Origin of the sequence: Nocardioides sp. P86, from assembly GCF_023712465.1 — a bacterium.
GTDB classification, from domain to species: domain Bacteria; phylum Actinomycetota; class Actinomycetes; order Propionibacteriales; family Nocardioidaceae; genus Nocardioides; species Nocardioides kribbensis.
Map to the genome: position 1 here is coordinate 320,966 of NZ_JAMAYE010000002.1, position 14,642 is coordinate 335,607.

15 protein-coding genes are annotated in these 14,642 nt (G+C 74.4%); 8 read left to right on the forward strand and 7 right to left on the reverse strand.

Going from position 1 to position 14,642, the window contains the following annotated elements:
* The first annotated feature begins 72 nt into the window (after positions 1-72).
* Positions 73-1,437: an FAD-binding oxidoreductase gene (locus tag M3673_RS09090; RefSeq protein WP_251533105.1), complete on the forward strand. Its 1,365-nt coding sequence runs from the start codon at positions 73-75 to the stop codon at positions 1,435-1,437.
* 119 nt (positions 1,438-1,556) lie between these two features.
* A complete protein-coding gene (locus tag M3673_RS09095) occupies positions 1,557-2,879 on the forward strand; it encodes a dicarboxylate/amino acid:cation symporter (protein ID WP_056864325.1) in 1,323 nt (440 codons plus the stop codon).
* A 25-nt stretch (positions 2,880-2,904) separates the two neighbouring features.
* Here M3673_RS09095 and M3673_RS09100 read toward each other — a convergent pair whose 3' ends face one another.
* Together M3673_RS09100 and M3673_RS09105 are read right to left on the reverse strand one after the other, a co-directional pair.
* Positions 2,905-3,420, reverse strand: a complete 516-nt coding sequence (locus tag M3673_RS09100) for a 2'-5' RNA ligase family protein (RefSeq protein WP_193660930.1) — start codon at positions 3,418-3,420, stop codon at positions 2,905-2,907.
* The gene (locus M3673_RS09105; protein WP_251533106.1) at positions 3,420-4,931 is read right to left on the reverse strand and encodes a cryptochrome/photolyase family protein; all 1,512 of its coding nucleotides are present in this window, start codon (positions 4,929-4,931) and stop codon (positions 3,420-3,422) included. Before M3673_RS09105 ends, M3673_RS09100 begins: the two co-directional genes overlap by 1 nt.
* A 108-nt stretch (positions 4,932-5,039) precedes the next feature.
* Here M3673_RS09105 and M3673_RS09110 point away from each other — a divergent pair, with 108 nt between their 5' ends.
* From M3673_RS09110 to M3673_RS09125, 4 genes are all read left to right on the forward strand, one after another.
* On the forward strand, positions 5,040-5,777 hold the full coding sequence (locus M3673_RS09110; RefSeq protein WP_193660932.1) for a dienelactone hydrolase family protein: 738 nt from the start codon (positions 5,040-5,042) through the stop codon (positions 5,775-5,777).
* A 45-nt stretch (positions 5,778-5,822) separates the two neighbouring features.
* Entirely contained in the window at positions 5,823-7,100 is a 1,278-nt protein-coding gene (locus M3673_RS09115) for an alpha/beta hydrolase (RefSeq protein WP_251533108.1), read from the forward strand.
* Between the two features lie 165 nt (positions 7,101-7,265).
* On the forward strand, positions 7,266-7,634 hold the full coding sequence (locus M3673_RS09120) for a response regulator (protein WP_056864320.1): 369 nt from the start codon (positions 7,266-7,268) through the stop codon (positions 7,632-7,634).
* 47 nt (positions 7,635-7,681) lie between these two features.
* Positions 7,682-8,359 (forward strand): class I SAM-dependent methyltransferase, encoded by a 678-nt coding sequence (locus tag M3673_RS09125; RefSeq protein ID WP_228943106.1) that lies wholly within the window; start codon positions 7,682-7,684, stop codon positions 8,357-8,359.
* Here M3673_RS09125 and M3673_RS09130 read toward each other — a convergent pair.
* From M3673_RS09130 to M3673_RS09145, 4 genes are all read right to left on the reverse strand, one after another.
* Positions 8,330-9,424 (reverse strand): prenyltransferase, encoded by a 1,095-nt coding sequence (locus M3673_RS09130; RefSeq protein ID WP_251533110.1) that lies wholly within the window; start codon positions 9,422-9,424, stop codon positions 8,330-8,332. The two genes, M3673_RS09125 and M3673_RS09130, sit on opposite strands and share 30 nt — an antisense overlap.
* Positions 9,417-10,142: a methyltransferase domain-containing protein gene (locus tag M3673_RS09135; RefSeq protein WP_251533112.1), complete on the reverse strand. Its 726-nt coding sequence runs from the start codon at positions 10,140-10,142 to the stop codon at positions 9,417-9,419. The genes M3673_RS09130 and M3673_RS09135 overlap by 8 nt, the downstream gene beginning before the upstream one ends.
* Positions 10,129-11,424 carry a glycosyltransferase family 4 protein gene (locus M3673_RS09140; RefSeq protein WP_251533114.1) on the reverse strand — a complete coding sequence of 432 codons (1,296 nt, stop codon included), beginning with the start codon at positions 11,422-11,424 and terminating at the stop codon, positions 10,129-10,131. Before M3673_RS09140 ends, M3673_RS09135 begins: the two co-directional genes overlap by 14 nt.
* 81 nt (positions 11,425-11,505) lie before the next feature.
* Entirely contained in the window at positions 11,506-12,543 is a 1,038-nt protein-coding gene (locus tag M3673_RS09145; protein ID WP_082500261.1) for an NAD(P)/FAD-dependent oxidoreductase, read from the reverse strand.
* 100 nt (positions 12,544-12,643) lie between these two features.
* Here M3673_RS09145 and M3673_RS09150 point away from each other — a divergent pair, with 100 nt between their 5' ends.
* Positions 12,644-13,198: a DUF1707 domain-containing protein gene (locus M3673_RS09150; RefSeq protein WP_251533116.1), complete on the forward strand. Its 555-nt coding sequence runs from the start codon at positions 12,644-12,646 to the stop codon at positions 13,196-13,198.
* A 71-nt stretch (positions 13,199-13,269) separates the two neighbouring features.
* A complete protein-coding gene (locus tag M3673_RS09155) occupies positions 13,270-13,926 on the forward strand; it encodes a potassium channel family protein (RefSeq protein ID WP_200920049.1) in 657 nt (218 codons plus the stop codon).
* Here the strand turns inward: M3673_RS09155 and M3673_RS19645 are convergent.
* Complete coding sequence (locus M3673_RS19645; protein ID WP_056903979.1) at positions 13,911-14,606, reverse strand: response regulator transcription factor; 696 nt, start codon at positions 14,604-14,606, stop codon at positions 13,911-13,913. The genes M3673_RS09155 and M3673_RS19645 overlap by 16 nt on opposite strands.
* Positions 14,607-14,642: the final 36 nt, after the last annotated feature.

A 14,642-nucleotide genomic window follows, 5' to 3' on the forward strand; every position in this document is an offset into this window, starting at 1 on the left:
GCCGCGCGCGACGGCCCCGCCCGGCCGCCCGACGCCGAGGTCGGCCCCGACCGCTGTGGGTACGGTCGGCACATGACCTGGGACGCCCTGCCTGCCGGAGTGCTCATCGACGACCCCGACGTCGTCGCGGGCTACGCCCACGACCAGTCGCGGCTCACCGAGCGCGCCACGCCGTCGGTGGTGCTCGCCCCGCGCAGCACCGCCGAGGTGCAGGCCTGCCTGCGCGCCGCCTCGGCGGCCGGCGTGGCCGTCGTCCCCCGGGGCGCCGGCAGCGGCCTGGTGGGCGGCGCCAACGCGCCGGCCGGGAGCGCCGTGCTGTCGCTGCACCGGATGGACCGCGTGCTGGAGGTCGACCCCGTCGAGCGGCTCGCGGTCGTGCAGCCGGGGGTCGTCACCGGCGACCTGCGCGCCGCCGCGGCCGGTGCCGGCCTGTTCTACCCGCCCGACCCGGGGTCGGTCGCCTTCTGCACGGTCGGCGGCAACGTCGCCACCGACGCCGGCGGCATGTGCTGCGTCAAGTACGGCGTCACCGGCGACTTCGTGGAGGCCCTGGAGGTCGTGCTCGCCGACGGCCGGGTCCTGCGCACCGGCACCCGCACGGTCAAGGGCGTGGCCGGCTACGACCTCACCAGCCTCTTCGTCGGCTCCGAGGGCACCCTGGGCGTGGTCACGGAGATCACCGTGCGCCTGCTGCCGGCGCCCGCCGCACCGCAGACCCTCGTGGCCTCCTTCGACCGCCTCGCCTCGGCCGGCGACGCGGTGGCCCGGATCGCGGCCGCCGGGCTGACCCCCTCGCTGCTGGAGGTGCTCGACCGCACCACGGTGCGGGCCGTCGACGCCCACGCCGGCATGGGCCTCGGTGACGTCGCCGCCCTGCTGCTGGTGCAGTCCGACGACGCCGGGCCCGGGGCGGCGGCGCTGCTGGAGCAGGTGGAGTCGCACTGCACCGGCGCCGGAGCCGTCGACGTGGCGCGCAGCGACGACGCCGAGGAGGCGGCGATGCTGCTCGAGGCGCGACGCCTCGCCCTGCCCGCGCTCGAGCGCCTGGCGGCCGACCGCGGCGGCGACTGGCTGCTCGACGACGTCTGCGTGCCCCGGGCCCGGGTGGTCGACCTGATCGGCGCGGTCGAGGCCGTCGCCCACGACCTCGGCCTGACCATCGGCGTCTTCGGGCACGCCGGCGACGGCAACCTGCACCCCACGATCGTCTACGACCACACCGACCCCGACGGACGCGCCACCGCGATGCGCGCCTTCGACCGGATCACCGAGGCCGCGCTCGCGCTGGGGGGCACCATCACCGGTGAGCACGGCGTGGGCACGCTGAAGAGGCACTGGCTGACCCGCGAGCTCGACCCCGTCGCCCTCGACGTGCAGCGGGCCCTGCGACGCACCTTCGACCCCGCCGGCGTGCTCAGCCCCCACGCGGTGCTCTAGCCGCCCCGCGCGCCGGACCTCCTGCCCCGGGGCCGACTGTGCGGCGCACCACCCGGGCCGCAGGAATCGTGCGGGCCGCCGACCGGTTGGGCAGGAGTCCCCTCCGGAAAGGCAGTCCCGTGAAGCACGCACTCTCGGCGGTCCGCAGAACCCCGTTCTGGGCCCAGATCGTCCTCGGCCTGGTGCTCGGCGTCGTCCTGGGCCTGGTGGCCCGCACCTGGGACGTGGCCTGGCTGGCCACGACCCTCGACACCATCGGCAGCACCTTCGTCGGCCTGCTCACCGCGGCCGTGCCGCCGCTGGTCTTCGCCGCCATCGTGGTCAGCGTGACCAACCTGCGCGAGGTCTCCAACGCCGCGCGGCTGGCCACGCAGACGCTGGTCTGGTTCGCGATCACGTCGCTGGTGGCCGTCACGATCGGCATCACGCTGGGCCTGCTCACCAACCCCGGCAGCAGCGCCGACGTCTCGGCCGCGGGCGCGACGTACGAGGGCACCAGCGGCTCGTGGCTGGACTTCCTCACCGGCCTGGTGCCGGCCAACGTGCTCGGCCTGGAGATCGAGGAGGGCGCCGCGTCCTTCAACGTGCTGCAGATCGTGGTGGTCGCCCTCGTCGTGGGCGCCGCCTCGCTGAAGGCCGGCGAGAAGGCCGAGCCGTTCCTGGGCTTCATGCGCTCGGCGCTGGCCGTCGTGCAGCAGGTCCTGTGGTGGATCATCAAGCTGGCCCCGCTCGGCACCCTCGGCCTGCTCGGCCGCGCCGTCGCGACCTACGGCTGGGACCTGGTGGCGCCGCTGGCGGTCTTCACCGTCGACGTCTACGTCGGCTGCCTGCTGGTGATGTTCGTGGTCTACCCCGTCATCCTGCGCCTGCACGGCCTGTCGCCGGTGAAGTTCTTCTCCGGCGCCTGGCCCGCGATCCAGCTGGCCTTCGTCTCGCGCTCCTCGGTGGGCACGATGCCGCTGACCCAGCAGGTGACGACGCGCAACCTCGGCGTGCCGCAGGAGTACTCCTCCTTCGCGGTGCCGCTCGGCGCGACCACCAAGATGGACGGCTGCGCGGCCATCTACCCCGCGCTGGCCGCGATCACGGTGGCGCAGATCTTCGGCATCACCCTCGGCGTGCAGGACTACCTGCTCATCGCCTTCGTGTCGGTGGTCGGCTCCGCCGCCACCGCGGGTCTCACCGGCGCCGTCGTCATGCTGACGCTGACCCTCACCACCCTGGGCCTGCCGCTGGAGGGCGTGGCGCTGCTGCTGGCCATCGACCCGATCCTCGACATGATGCGCACCGCCACCAACGTGGCTGGCCAGGCGCTCGTGCCGACCATCGTGGCCCGCCGCGAGGGCATCCTCGACGTCGACGCCTACCACGCGCCGCGTCGCGGGGCCCCCGTCGGCGACACCCCCGAGCCGGTCCGCGAGCCGGAGCCGGCCGGGGTCTGACCAGCACCCCCGGGACGGCGGGTCCTCAGCGGGCGAGGTCGGTGACCTCGCCCGCGTCGGGGTCCCAGTGGCGCAGCGACGCCAGCCGCAGCTCCAGGGCCGCGTCGTGGTCGCCCAGGGCCTCCAGGGCCCGGGGCACGTCGGACCGGTCGAGACCCCGGGCGAGGGTCAGGTGGGGCACCCAGCCGTGGTGGCGGCGCTCGGGCACGTGCACCCGCACCGCCAGCACCCGGCGCACCACGTCGTCGCTCAGCTGCACCGGGCGGGCCAGGGCCACGCGGCCGCCCCCGCCGCCGAGGAGCAGGACGCCACCGACCACGGCCGTCACCGGCAGCAGCGAGCCCAGGCGCGCCGTCGCCACGTCGAGGGCGTCGCTCGACAGCGCGGGGGCCTCCACCACGCTGACGTGGGCGGCGTTGGAGGCGCCGCGGTGGTCGAGCTGGGAGGGCAGGCCGGCGTCGCGCAGGGCCTGCCACTGCCGGCGTACGGCGGCCTGGCCCGCCTCGTCGGGCAGCAGCTCGAGGGAGTGCAGCCGCGCCATCAGGACAGCCACGGGTGGGCGCGCCGGGTGTGGGCGGCCTTGGTCGACGGGTCCAGGCCGTCGTAGAGGTTGGCGATCATGCGCGAGCGGGCGTTGCCGGCGAAGACGTCGTGGTGGTCGCGCACGAAGGTCCAGTAGAGCGCGTCCCAGTCCTCGCGCCACTCCCCCGCCGGCAGGTCCGACATCTTGCGCAGGTAGTTCGACCCCGACACGTAGGGCTTGGTGGTGATCGCCTCGCCCGCGGCGAACTGGCTCATGGCGTAGACGTTGGGCACCATCACCCAGTCGTAGGCGTCGACGAACATCTCCATGAACCACTCGTAGGCGGCGTCGGGCTCGGCGCGCAGCAGGCACATCGCGTTGCCGAGCACCATCAGGCGCTCGATGTGGTGGGCGTAGCCGTGGGCCAGCACCCGCTCCAGCACCAGGTCGACCGGAGCCAGCCCCGTGCGCGCGGTCCACCAGCCCTCGGCCAGCGGCCGGGTGTGGGTCAGCCGGTTGCCGCTGCGCATGCGGCGCCCGTGGACGACGTAGGTGGCGCGCATGTACTCGCGCCAGCCGATGAGCTGGCGCATGAAGCCCTCGAGGGAGGCCAGCGGCACCTCCTCGGAGGACCCGACGTCGAGCGCCCGCTCCAGCACGTGGGCCGGGGTGACCAGCCCGATGTTCAGGCCCGGGGTCAGCAGGGCGTGGAACACCCACGGGTGCTCGCGGGAGATCGCGTCCTCGAAGGGCCCGAACTCGGTGAAGCGCTCGGCGAGGAACTCCTCCAGCATCGCCTCCGCCTCGTCGTGCGAGGTCGGCCAGGCGAAGGCCTCCGCGTCGCCGGGGGCGTCGGGGAACTCCTCGCCGACCCAGGCGATGGCGTCGGCCACGGCCGGGTGCCGCTCGGGCCCGCCGTCGGCGCCGGGCCGGGCGACCGCGGGCACGGGGTGCTGCTTGGGCAGCTTCTTGCGGTTGTCGGCGTCGAAGGACCACTGGCCCCCGACGGGCTGGTCGCCCTCGACCAGCACGTCGAGACGGCGGCGCTGCCAGGCGTAGAAGTGCTGCATGCGCGCGGTCCGGCCGCCGCTGCCGACCTGCTCGGCGACGTCGGCGCGGGAGGTGAGGAAGCACGGTGTCTCCAGGACGTCCTCGGAGCGCAGCTCGTAGCCGTGGTCGGCCAGGGCCGCGGTGAGGTCGCGCGAGAGCCAGTCGTCGACCACGTCGTAGACGCTCACCTGCGTCGGGCGCAGCCGGTCGAGGCAGTCGACGAGCCGGTCGTGGCTCGTGGCGGAGGCGGAGGTCTCGACGTGCTCGACCTCGTGGCCGGCCTCGCGCAGCCGCTCGGCGAAGCGGACCATCGAGGCGCGGTGGAGCACCAGCTTCTGGGCGTGGAAGCGGTACTGCCGGAAGAGCAGGTCGTGCTCGAGGAGCACGAAGACCGTGCCGGCCGGAGCGTCGAGGTGCGCGGCGAAGAGCTGGTGGGGCAGCACGAGGCGCACGTGGCGCGACGGGTCGGTGTCCGGCATGCACCGACCCTAGGCAGCGCCGCGCTGCCCGGGGCTCCCCCCTCGGGCCGGACCCTGCGGGGCCGTGGGCCCCACCCGACCGGACCCACGGAGGCCATACTGCCGGTCATGACCCTCCTCGACTCCTGGACCCTCGGCGAGCACACCGCCGACGGCACGACCCACCCGACCTACCGCAAGGGCAGCGGCCCCGGCGTCGTGGTGATCCACGAGATCCCCGGGCTCACCCCGCAGGTCATCGCCTTCGGCGAGGAGGTGGTGGCCGCCGGCTTCACCGTCGTCATGCCCCACCTCTTCGGCACGCCCGGGGCCCCGATCGGAGCCCGCTCGGTCGCCGGGGCCTTCCGCCAGGTGTGCGTGAGCCGGGAGTTCACGAAGCTCGCCACCGGGGAGACGACCCCGGTCGCCGGGTGGCTGCGCAGCCTGGCCCGCGACCTGCACGCGGAGCTGGGCGGGCCGGGCGTCGGCGCGCTGGGCATGTGCTTCACCGGGGGCTTCGCCCTGGCCATGATGGTCGACACCTCCGTCGCGGCGCCCGTGGTCTGCCAGCCCTCCGCGCCCTTCCCCGTCGGCCGCCGCCGCGCGGGCGACGTCAACCTCTCCCCCTCCGACCTCGCGGCGGTGCGCGAGCGCGTCGCGGGCGGCTGCCAGGTGCTCGGCGTGCAGTACGACGGTGACGTCGCCACCGGCACCCGCTTCGAGACCCTCACCCGCGAGCTGGGCGAGGGCTTCGTGCGCATCGACCTGCCCGGACGCAAGCACGCGACCCTGACGCTGCACCGCGACCAGGGCGCCGTCGACCGCGTGCTGGGCTTCTTCGAGGACAAGCTGCGGCCCGCCCCCTGACGAGACCCGCCCCGCGGGCGGTTACCGATCGTTAACATCGGGGCCATGCTCTTCCGGCTCCGCCAGCTCCTGACCGCGGCGCTCGTCGCCAACGCGCTGCGCCCGGTGCCGGGCTTCAGGACGGCCGTGCCGGTCTTCCTGGCCGGCTGGGGCACCAGCGAGCTCGCCCCGCACCTGCTCGCGGCCACGGCCGCCGACACCGCCCGCCACGCCCGTCGGCGCGGGCTGACCCGCACCGGCGCGCTGCTGGCCCTCGCCAACGCCGCCGGCCTGGCCTGGATGCTGCGCACGAGCGCGCAGGCGCGCGGGGTGGCCGACCGCGCCCTGGTCGACGCCCTCGGCGTCGACTACCTCGACGAGATCGACACCGAGATCCCCCGCGACGTGCGCGTGCCGTGGCGGCGGCTGCTCAACCCCTTCCGCATGCGCGAGCCCGGGGTGCACGTGGAGCGCGACATCGCCTACGACGACACCCTGGGCCGGCGCGGCCTGCTCGACGTCTACACAGCCGTCGAGCGCCCCGCCGGCCTGCCCGAGGGCGGCGCTCCCGTCCTGGTGCAGGTCCACGGCGGCGGCTGGACGCTGGGCGCCAAGGACACCCAGGGCATCCCGCTGATGCAGCACCTCGCCGCCCGCGGCTGGGTCTGCGTCGCCCCCAACTACCGGCTGGCGCCGCAGCACCCGTTCCCGGCGCAGGTCGTCGACGTGAAGAAGGTGCTGGCGTGGGTCCACGAGCACATCGCGGCCTACGGCGGCGACCCGTCGTACGTCGCGATCACGGGGGGCTCGGCCGGCGGCCACCTCGCCGCGCTCGCGGCCCTGACGCCCGGCGACCCCGCCTGGCAGCCCGGCTTCGAGGACGCCGACACCTCCGTGCAGGTCGCGGTGCCGCACTACGGCGTCTACGACCTGGCCGGGGCCACCGGCCTGCGCAGCGCCGTGCAGATGCGCGACCGCTTCCTCGGACCCCGGATCCTGCGCCGGCGCTGGCGCGAGGACCCCGAGCCCTTCGAGGCCGGGTCGCCGCTGCTGCGGGTGGGGCCCGAGGCCCCCGACTTCTTCGTCGTGCACGGTCGCCTCGACAGCCTGGTGCAGGTCGACCAGGCGCGGCTCTTCGTCGAGGCGCTGCGCCGGACCTCGCGCCGCTCGGTCGTCTACGCCGAGCTGCCGGGCGCCCAGCACGCCTTCGACGTCCTGCCCTCGGTGCGCTCGGTGGCCGTCGTGCGTGCGGTGGACCGCTTCCTGCACTGGCACTGGGCCCGCCACCGCAGGGCGCTGGCACCGGCCGTGGCGGCCGGCGAGGAGGACTCGCGACCCGCGTGACCCGTGACACGTCACCGATCGACGGGCACCCGTCTGACCAGGCGTCTTCACGACCTCTTCACGGGTGGCTCGACACTTCGACGTGACGAGTCAGGCGACCGGTGTCATGCTCGTCTCAGGGGGGCGGTCTTCCGCCGAGAAACGTCTGGACGAGGGAGGGCCGGCATGGCCAAGGTGTTGGTGGTCGAGGACGAGAGCGACGTGCGCGAGCTGCTGTCGACGGTGCTCGAGATGAACGGCCACGAGGTCGAGAGCGTGCCCGAGTCGTGGAACGCCATGGTCGAGGTCAGCGCCGGCTCCTTCGACCTGGTCGTGATGGACGTCAGCATGCCCGGCATGAACGGCCTGGAGCTGGCCCGGCTGCTCAAGGCGCAGCCCTCGGCGGGCTCGCCGCAGATCCTCATGGTCTCGGCCCGCTCCTCGCGCGACGACATCGCCGCCGGCCTCGCCGCCGGCGCGGACGCCTACGTCACCAAGCCCTTCAGCATCGGCGACCTCAGCCGCCGCGTCGAGGACATGCTCGCCGCGGTGTGAGCCCCACCGGCTCCGCGGCCCCACCGGCGCGGCGCTAGCCTCCAGCGGTGCCCACCACTGCGCAGGACCCGACCGGAGCCGACTGGCAGCACCACGCCCGGGCGGCGAAGGGCTTCATGCCCCTCGACGAGGGGCTGCTGCTCCACCGCCGTGCCCTCGAGCGCCTGCCCCACGGGCCGGTGCTCGAGGTCGGCACCTACTGCGGCAAGTCGGCGATCCACCTCGCCGCCGCGGCCCGGGAGGTCGGTGGGCCGCAGGCGGTGGTCTTCACGGTGGACCACCACCGCGGCTCGGAGGAGAACCAGGCCGGCTGGGAGCACCACGACGCGAGCCTGGTCGACGCCGAGACCGGTCGCATGGACACGCTGCCGGTCTTCCGGCGCACCCTGGAGCGCTCCGGGCTCGAGGACCTCGTCGTCGCGGTGGTCGGGGCCAGCACCACGGTCGCGCGCCACTGGCGCACCCCGCTGTCGCTGGTCTTCATCGACGGCGGGCACGCCGAGGAGCACGCCCAGAACGACTACAGCGGCTGGGCGCCCTGGGTCGAGGCCGGCGGGCTCCTGGTGGTGCACGACGTCTTCCCCGACCCCGCCGACGGCGGCCAGGCGCCCTGGCACGTCGTGCAGCGGGCGCTGGCGGGCGGTGCCTTCAGCGAGGTGGAGACCGTCGGCTCGATGCGGGTGCTGCGGCGCGACTCAGGACGGGCGGGCGAGCCGGTCGGCTGAGTCGGGCGACGGGCACCCGCACTCCAGCGCGATCTCCGCGAAGTGCGGGGCCAGCGACGTGCCGCGCATGATCCCCGAGCCCGGGGTGGCGTGACCGTAGGTCTCCCCCAGCGCATCGACGGCCAGCAGCACGGCGGCGGCGGTGTAGGTGGTCTGCTCACCGGGCCAGTGGACGTCGTCGCCGAAGACCCAGCCGGTCCAGTAGCTGCCGTCCTCGTGACGCAGGTGCTGCATGTCGCCCAGCAGCCGCAGCGCGCCCCCGTGGTCGCCGACCGCGTCGAGGGCGAGCACGAGCTCGCACGTCTCGGCGCCCGTGACCCACGGGTTGGTGTCGACGCAGCGGATGCCCAGCCCGGGCACGACGAAGTCGTCCCAGCGCGAGGCGAGCAGCGCCGAGGCGGCCGGCCCTCGCACGGCACCGCCGAGGACGGGGTAGTACCAGTCCATGGAGAAGGTGGACTTGTCCAGGAACAGGTCGCGATGGTGGCGCACGGCGTGGCCGAGCCGGCCGCCGGCCAGCTCCCACTCCGGCTGCGGGTCGTCGAGCAGCTCGGCGAGCGCGACGCCGGCCCGCAGCGACTGGTAGACGCTCGACGACCCGGCCAGCAGCGCCCCCTGGTCGTCGGGGGTCCAGTTGAGCCCGCCGAAGGGCAGCTGCTGGGCCACCACCCAGTCGAGCCCCGCGCGCACGGCCGGCCACAGCGTCGCGACGTACGCCGCGTCGTGCCGCACGAGCCAGTGGTGCCACAGGCCCACCGCGAGGTAGGCGCTCATGTTGACCTCGCCGCGGTCGTCCTCGACCTGCCCGGCGACGATCTTCATCGGCCAGGACCCGTCGGCGCGCTGCCAGCGCGGCACCCAGTCGTACGCCGCCTCGGCGGCCTCGACCTCGCCGCCGACGAGCAGCGCCATCGCGGCCTCCACGTGGTTCCACACGTCGACGTGCTCGCCGGTCGTCCACGGGATCGCCCCGTCGGGCTCCTGCATCCGCGCGATGCTGGCCGCGGTCTGCGCCACCTGGCCCGGGCTGAGCACGCCCTCGACGTGCGGCAGCCGCTCAGACATGCGCCGCCGACGGCTTGCGGAAGTAGAGCACCATGCTCTTGCCGATGAGCGGGTCGAGCACCCGGCCGGCCACGCGCAGCGCGCGCGGCTGCTTCATGATCTCCCACACCAGCAGCCGGTGGTAGGCCCTGGCGAGGGGGTGGTCGTCGTTGCGCACGCCCACGGCGCACTTGATCCACCAGTAGGGCGAGTGCAGGCCGTGGGCGTAGTCCTTGCCCTCGAAGGCCAGCCCGGCGTTGGCGAGCTTGCCGATCAGCTCCTTGTCGGAGTAGATGCGGATGTGGCCGCCCGGGACGTTGTGGTAGTCGTCGGAGAGCTTCCAGTTGACGATCTCGGGGAACCACCGCGGCACCGAGACCGCCAGGGTGCCGCCGGGCCGCAGCACGCGCACGAGCTCCTCGATGGCCTGGATGTCGGCCGGGATGTGCTCGAGCACCTCGGCCGCGACGACGCGGTCGAACTCCCCGTCGGCGAAGGGCAGCTGCAGGGCGTCGCCCTCCTTGACGTCGGCCTCGGCGCCCTCGGGCACCTCGCCGGCCTCGTGCATGGCCACGAAGAGCTCGCGCACTCCGGCCAGCTCGTCGGCGTCCTGGTCGAACGCGACCACGTCGCCGCCGCGGCGGTACATCTCGAAGGCGTGGCGCCCGGCGCCGCAGCCCATGTCGAGCACGCGGTCGCCGGGGCGCAGGCCCAGGCGGTCGAAGTCAACGGTCAGCACGTGCGTTCCTCCTGCTGCGGCGGCCCTTGCGGCCGGTGGACGGCATGGGCCCCTCGGCCCTCCAGGCGGCGACGACCTCGTCGTAGGCCTCGGCCACCGTGGCCGCGACCGCCCGCCAGCTGAACATCTCCTCGACCCGTCGGCGCCCGGCGGCGCCCATCCTCGCGCGGCGCTCGGGGTCGTCGAGCAGCGCGGCCAGGGCGGCCTCGAGCTCCCCGACGTCGCCGGGGGCCACCAGGTCGGCGCACTCGCCGTCGGGTCCCACGACCTCGGGGATGGCGCCGGCCCGCGAGACGACCAGGGGTGTCGCGCACGCCATGAGCTCGGCGGTCGGCAGCGAGAAGCCCTCGTAGAGCGAGGGCACGCACGCGAGCTCGGCGGAGCCCATCAGCCGCACCAGCTCCTCGTCGGAGACGCCGTGGACGAAGGAGACCGCGTCACCGATCGCGAGCCGGTCGATGAGCTGCTCGGTGCGGCCCCCCGGCTGAGGACGCGTCACGAGCACCAGCTCGAGGTCGCGCTCGGTGCGGAGCTTGGCGAAGGCCTCCAGCAGCGTGGCGATGCCCTTCATCGGGGCGTCGGCGCTGGCCATGGCCAGGATGCGGCCCGGCACGCGCGGCTCGGTCGGCGGCACGAAGACGTCGTCGACGCCGAGCAGGATGGTCTGCATGCGGGCGGGGTCGACGCCGAAGTCGGTGGCGATGTCGCGCCGCGAGGTCTCCGAGGGCGTGAGGATGCGGCGGGCGCTGCGGGCCACACGACCCTGCATCCGCAGGAAGCCGTACCAGCGGCGCAGCGTCACCTTGCGCCACGGGTGCGTGGCGCCCTCGAGGTCGATGCGGCGGTCGAAGGTGATCGGGTGGTGCAGCGTGGTGACGAGCGGCATGACCTGCTCGACGTCGAGCATGCCGTAGCCCAGCACCTGGTTGTCGTGGGCGATGTCGAACTCGTCGGCGCGCTCGCGCAGCAGCCGCGCCACCCGCGTGCTGAAGGTCTTGGGCTCGGGGAAGCCCGCGGCGCACATCGTGGCGAACTCCTCCACGTCGACACGGTCGCGGAACTCGCGCAGGTGGGGCACGCGGAAGGGGTCGGGCTCGCGGTAGAGGTCGAGGCTCGGCACCTTCGTCAGCGCCACGCCCGGGTCGAGCTCGGGGTAGGGCTGGCCCGAGAAGACCTCGACGGTGTGCCCCAGGGCCACCAGCTCGCGCGAGAGGTGACGGACGTAGATGCCCTGGCCCCCGCAGTGCGGCTTGGAGCGGTAGGACAGCAAGGCCACCCGCATTCGTGTCCCGACCCTTCTCGACGACGACGCGCGGCCCGGCGGGCTACGCACCGGTAGCCTAGACGGACCCGCGGCCGCCCCTCAGCCGAGGGCGCTGGAGTGGCCGGGGAAGGTCGAGGCGGCCGGGTCGATCACCACCGCCGCGTTGTTGACCGCGGTCGCCGCCTCCCCGAAGCCGGTGGCGATCAGCCGGACCTTGCCGGGGTGCTCGGCCACGTCGCCGGCGGCGAAGACACGCGGCAGCGACGTGCGCATGGCCGCGTCGACCACCACGTGGCGCCGCTCGACGTCCAGTCCCCAGCCCTGGAGCGGACCGAGGTCGGCGACGAAGCCGAGCGCCGCCACCACCGCCTGGCACGGCAGCGTCAGCACCTCGCGCGTCCCGGCCCGGGCCTCGCCCCGCGCGACGTCGACCTCGGCCAACGGCCGGCCGGCCTCCCCCGCCACCGGTCGCAGCGCGACGACCTCGGCGTCGGTCAGCACGCGCGCCGAGGACGCCCGCACCTGCGCCACGGTGCGCTCGTGGGCGCGGAACGCCGTACGCCGGTGCACGAGGGTGACCGACCGGGCCACGGGCTCCAGGTGCAGCACCCAGTCGAGCGCGCTGTCACCGCCGCCGACGACCACCACGTCGCGCCCGGCGTAGGGCTCGCTGGTCGGCACGAAGAACTCCAGCCCGCGCCCCAGCCAGCCCTCACCCGCCGCGAGGGGGCGCGGGGCGAAGCGCCCGATCCCCGCCGTCACCAGCACGGCGCCGGCGTGCACCTGCGTGCCGTCGTCGAGCCCGACCACCACCTCGTCCTCGCCGTGCACCAGGGTCGAGGCCGTGCGCCCGAGCAGGTGCACGGCGTCGGCGCCGGCCGCCTGCTCGACCAGGGCGCTCACCAGGTCGCGTCCGCGCACGGCGGGGAAGCCCGCCACGTCGAGGATGAGCTTCTCGGGGTACATCGCGGTGACCTGGCCGCCGAGCTCGGGCAGGGAGTCGACGAGAGCCACCCGGAGCCCGCGGAAGCCTGCGTAGTAAGTGGCGAAGAGGCCCGTCGGGCCGGCCCCGACGACGACCAGGTCGCAGGTCACGACGGCGCCTGGGGTCGCGGCGGTCCCGTCGGTCGAGGTCACGGTCCGATGGTCCTCCCGTTCGTCGTGCCGCGCCAGCGACCTCGCGCCGGGCCGCGCGGATCGGCCGGCTCCCCGGTCGGGCGGGCCTAGGATGACGCGCGTGGATGTCCCCGGGGTCTGGTCGTCGTTCGCCCACGACCCGCGCCTGCCCGAGCACGCGGCCCTGCGCGCCTCCGACCGCGACCGCTCGGTCGTGCAGGACGTGCTCGCCGAGGCCTATGCCGACGGGCGTCTCGACCCGGCCGACCTCGAGGAGCGCTCCGCGAGGGCCTCCGGGCTCCGCACGCTCGGTGAGGTGCCCCCGCTCCTCGCCGACCTCCTGCCGCAGCGGCCCGTCCTGGAGGTCGCGCGGCCGGGCGTCCCCGCCGGGCGCCCCGGCGCACTCACCCCGGCCCAGATCCACGCGCGGGCCGTGGCGGCCTACGACGCGGAGCGCCGCCAGGCGCTGCTGGGCTTCCTCGGCCCGACCCTGGTCTGCTGGGTGGTGTGGGCCTCGCTCGGTCTCGGCGGCCCGGGCTTCGACCCCGCCTTCCCGTGGCCGGCCATCGTGATGGCGGCGACGTTCGTCAACTACGCGCGGGTCCTGCTGACCCGCGAGGAGACGGTCGCCTCGGTGACCCGCAAGCTCGAGCGGAAGCAGGCCCACCTCCCGTGAGCCGGGAGCGAGTGACACGGCCGGGCCCGGGCGGCGAGGTGGACCCCGACGACCGACACCGGCTCCGGCCCGTGCTCGGCGACCAGCCGTCGGGGGTGCTCCTCGGCGCCCAGCTGGTGGCGATCCTGGCCTACCCGTTCCTCGACGGCAGCGTCGTGGGACGCGCGCTCATCGGCGTGGTGCAGATCGCCGTCGTCGGCCTGGCGCTGTGGGCCGTGCGCCGCACCCCGGCGCTGAACTGGATCGCCCTGGTGGTGGGCGCCCCGGCGATGGTGTTCACGGTGCTCGAGGCGGCCACGCCCGACACCGCCTGGGTGGTGCTCGTCTCGGCCCTGCTGCACGCGCCGTTCTACTTCTACGTCTCCTACAGCATGATCCGCTACCTCTTCCACGACGACCGGGTGACCCGCGACGAGCTCTTCGCCACCGGCGCGGCCTTCACGGTCGTGGCGTGGGGCTTCGCCTACGTCTACGCGGCCCTCCAGGTGGTGTGGCCGGGGTCGTTCGTCGGCACGGGCCCGGCGCAGGACCGCGCGTGGTTCGAGCTGCTCTACCTGTCGTTCTCGACCCTCACCAGCGTCGGCCTCTCCGACGTCGTGCCCGTGCTGCCCCACGCGCGCTCGTTCGTGATGATCGAGATGCTGGCCGGCGTGCTCTACGTCGCGCTGGTGGTGGCGCGCCTGGTGGGGCTCACCGTCAACCGCGGCGCCCGTCAGGACGGGTCGTAGACGTAGCCCGAGCCGTCGACGGTGCGGATCCAGCTGCGCTTGCTGCCGGCGCGGCGCAGCTTGCGCCGCAGGTTGCCGACGTGGACGTCGACGAGGAAGTCGGACTCGATGAACTCGCCCTGCCACACGGTGCGCACGAGCTCACCACGCGTCCAGGTCTCCCCCGGCCGGCTCGCGAACGCCGCCATCAGGTCGACCTCCGCCGGGGTGAAGGGCAGGGGGGCGCCGTCGAGGGTGGCGGTGTGGGCGCTGGGCAGCAGGGTCAGGCCGCCGCCGGCGTCCATGCTGAGCGGGGGCGCCTCGACCGCCGAGCGCGCCCGACGCAGGAGCGCCGCCACCCGGGCCCGGACCTCCTGGGCCGAGAAGGGCTTGGCCATGTAGTCGTCGGCGCCGACCTCGAGCCCGATGAGCCGGTCGATCTCGTCGCTGCGACCGGTGATCATCATGATGAAGGCGTCGCTGAACTCCCGCAGCCGGCGACACACCTCGGTGCCGTCCATGTCGGGCAGGGTGAGGTCGAGGGTCACCAGGTCGGGCGACAGCTCGCGCACCAGCTCCACGGCCCGCTCGCCGCGGTCGGTGGCGTGGACCTCGAGCCCGGTGCGCTCGAGCACCATCACCAGCGTGGCGCTGATGTCGGGGTCGTCCTCGACGACCACGACGCGCTGACCCTTCGACACGCTCGACCCCCTCGACTCGACGTCGGTGCCACGCTA

What these genes read in the sequence shown, in the direction of transcription:
- M3673_RS09120 (WP_056864320.1), top strand. Translation starts at nt 7,266, where the DNA reads ATGGCCAAGGTGTTGGTGGTCGAGGACGAGAGCGACGTGCGCGAGCTG.
- M3673_RS09105 (WP_251533106.1), bottom strand. Translation starts at nt 4,931, where the DNA reads ATGCCGGACACCGACCCGTCGCGCCACGTGCGCCTCGTGCTGCCCCAC.
- M3673_RS09130 (WP_251533110.1), bottom strand. Translation starts at nt 9,424, where the DNA reads ATGTCTGAGCGGCTGCCGCACGTCGAGGGCGTGCTCAGCCCGGGCCAG.
- M3673_RS09110 (WP_193660932.1), top strand. Translation starts at nt 5,040, where the DNA reads ATGACCCTCCTCGACTCCTGGACCCTCGGCGAGCACACCGCCGACGGC.
- M3673_RS09100 (WP_193660930.1), bottom strand. Translation starts at nt 3,420, where the DNA reads ATGGCGCGGCTGCACTCCCTCGAGCTGCTGCCCGACGAGGCGGGCCAG.
- M3673_RS09090 (WP_251533105.1), top strand. Translation starts at nt 73, where the DNA reads ATGACCTGGGACGCCCTGCCTGCCGGAGTGCTCATCGACGACCCCGAC.
- M3673_RS09140 (WP_251533114.1), bottom strand. Translation starts at nt 11,424, where the DNA reads ATGCGGGTGGCCTTGCTGTCCTACCGCTCCAAGCCGCACTGCGGGGGC.
- M3673_RS09115 (WP_251533108.1), top strand. Translation starts at nt 5,823, where the DNA reads ATGCTCTTCCGGCTCCGCCAGCTCCTGACCGCGGCGCTCGTCGCCAAC.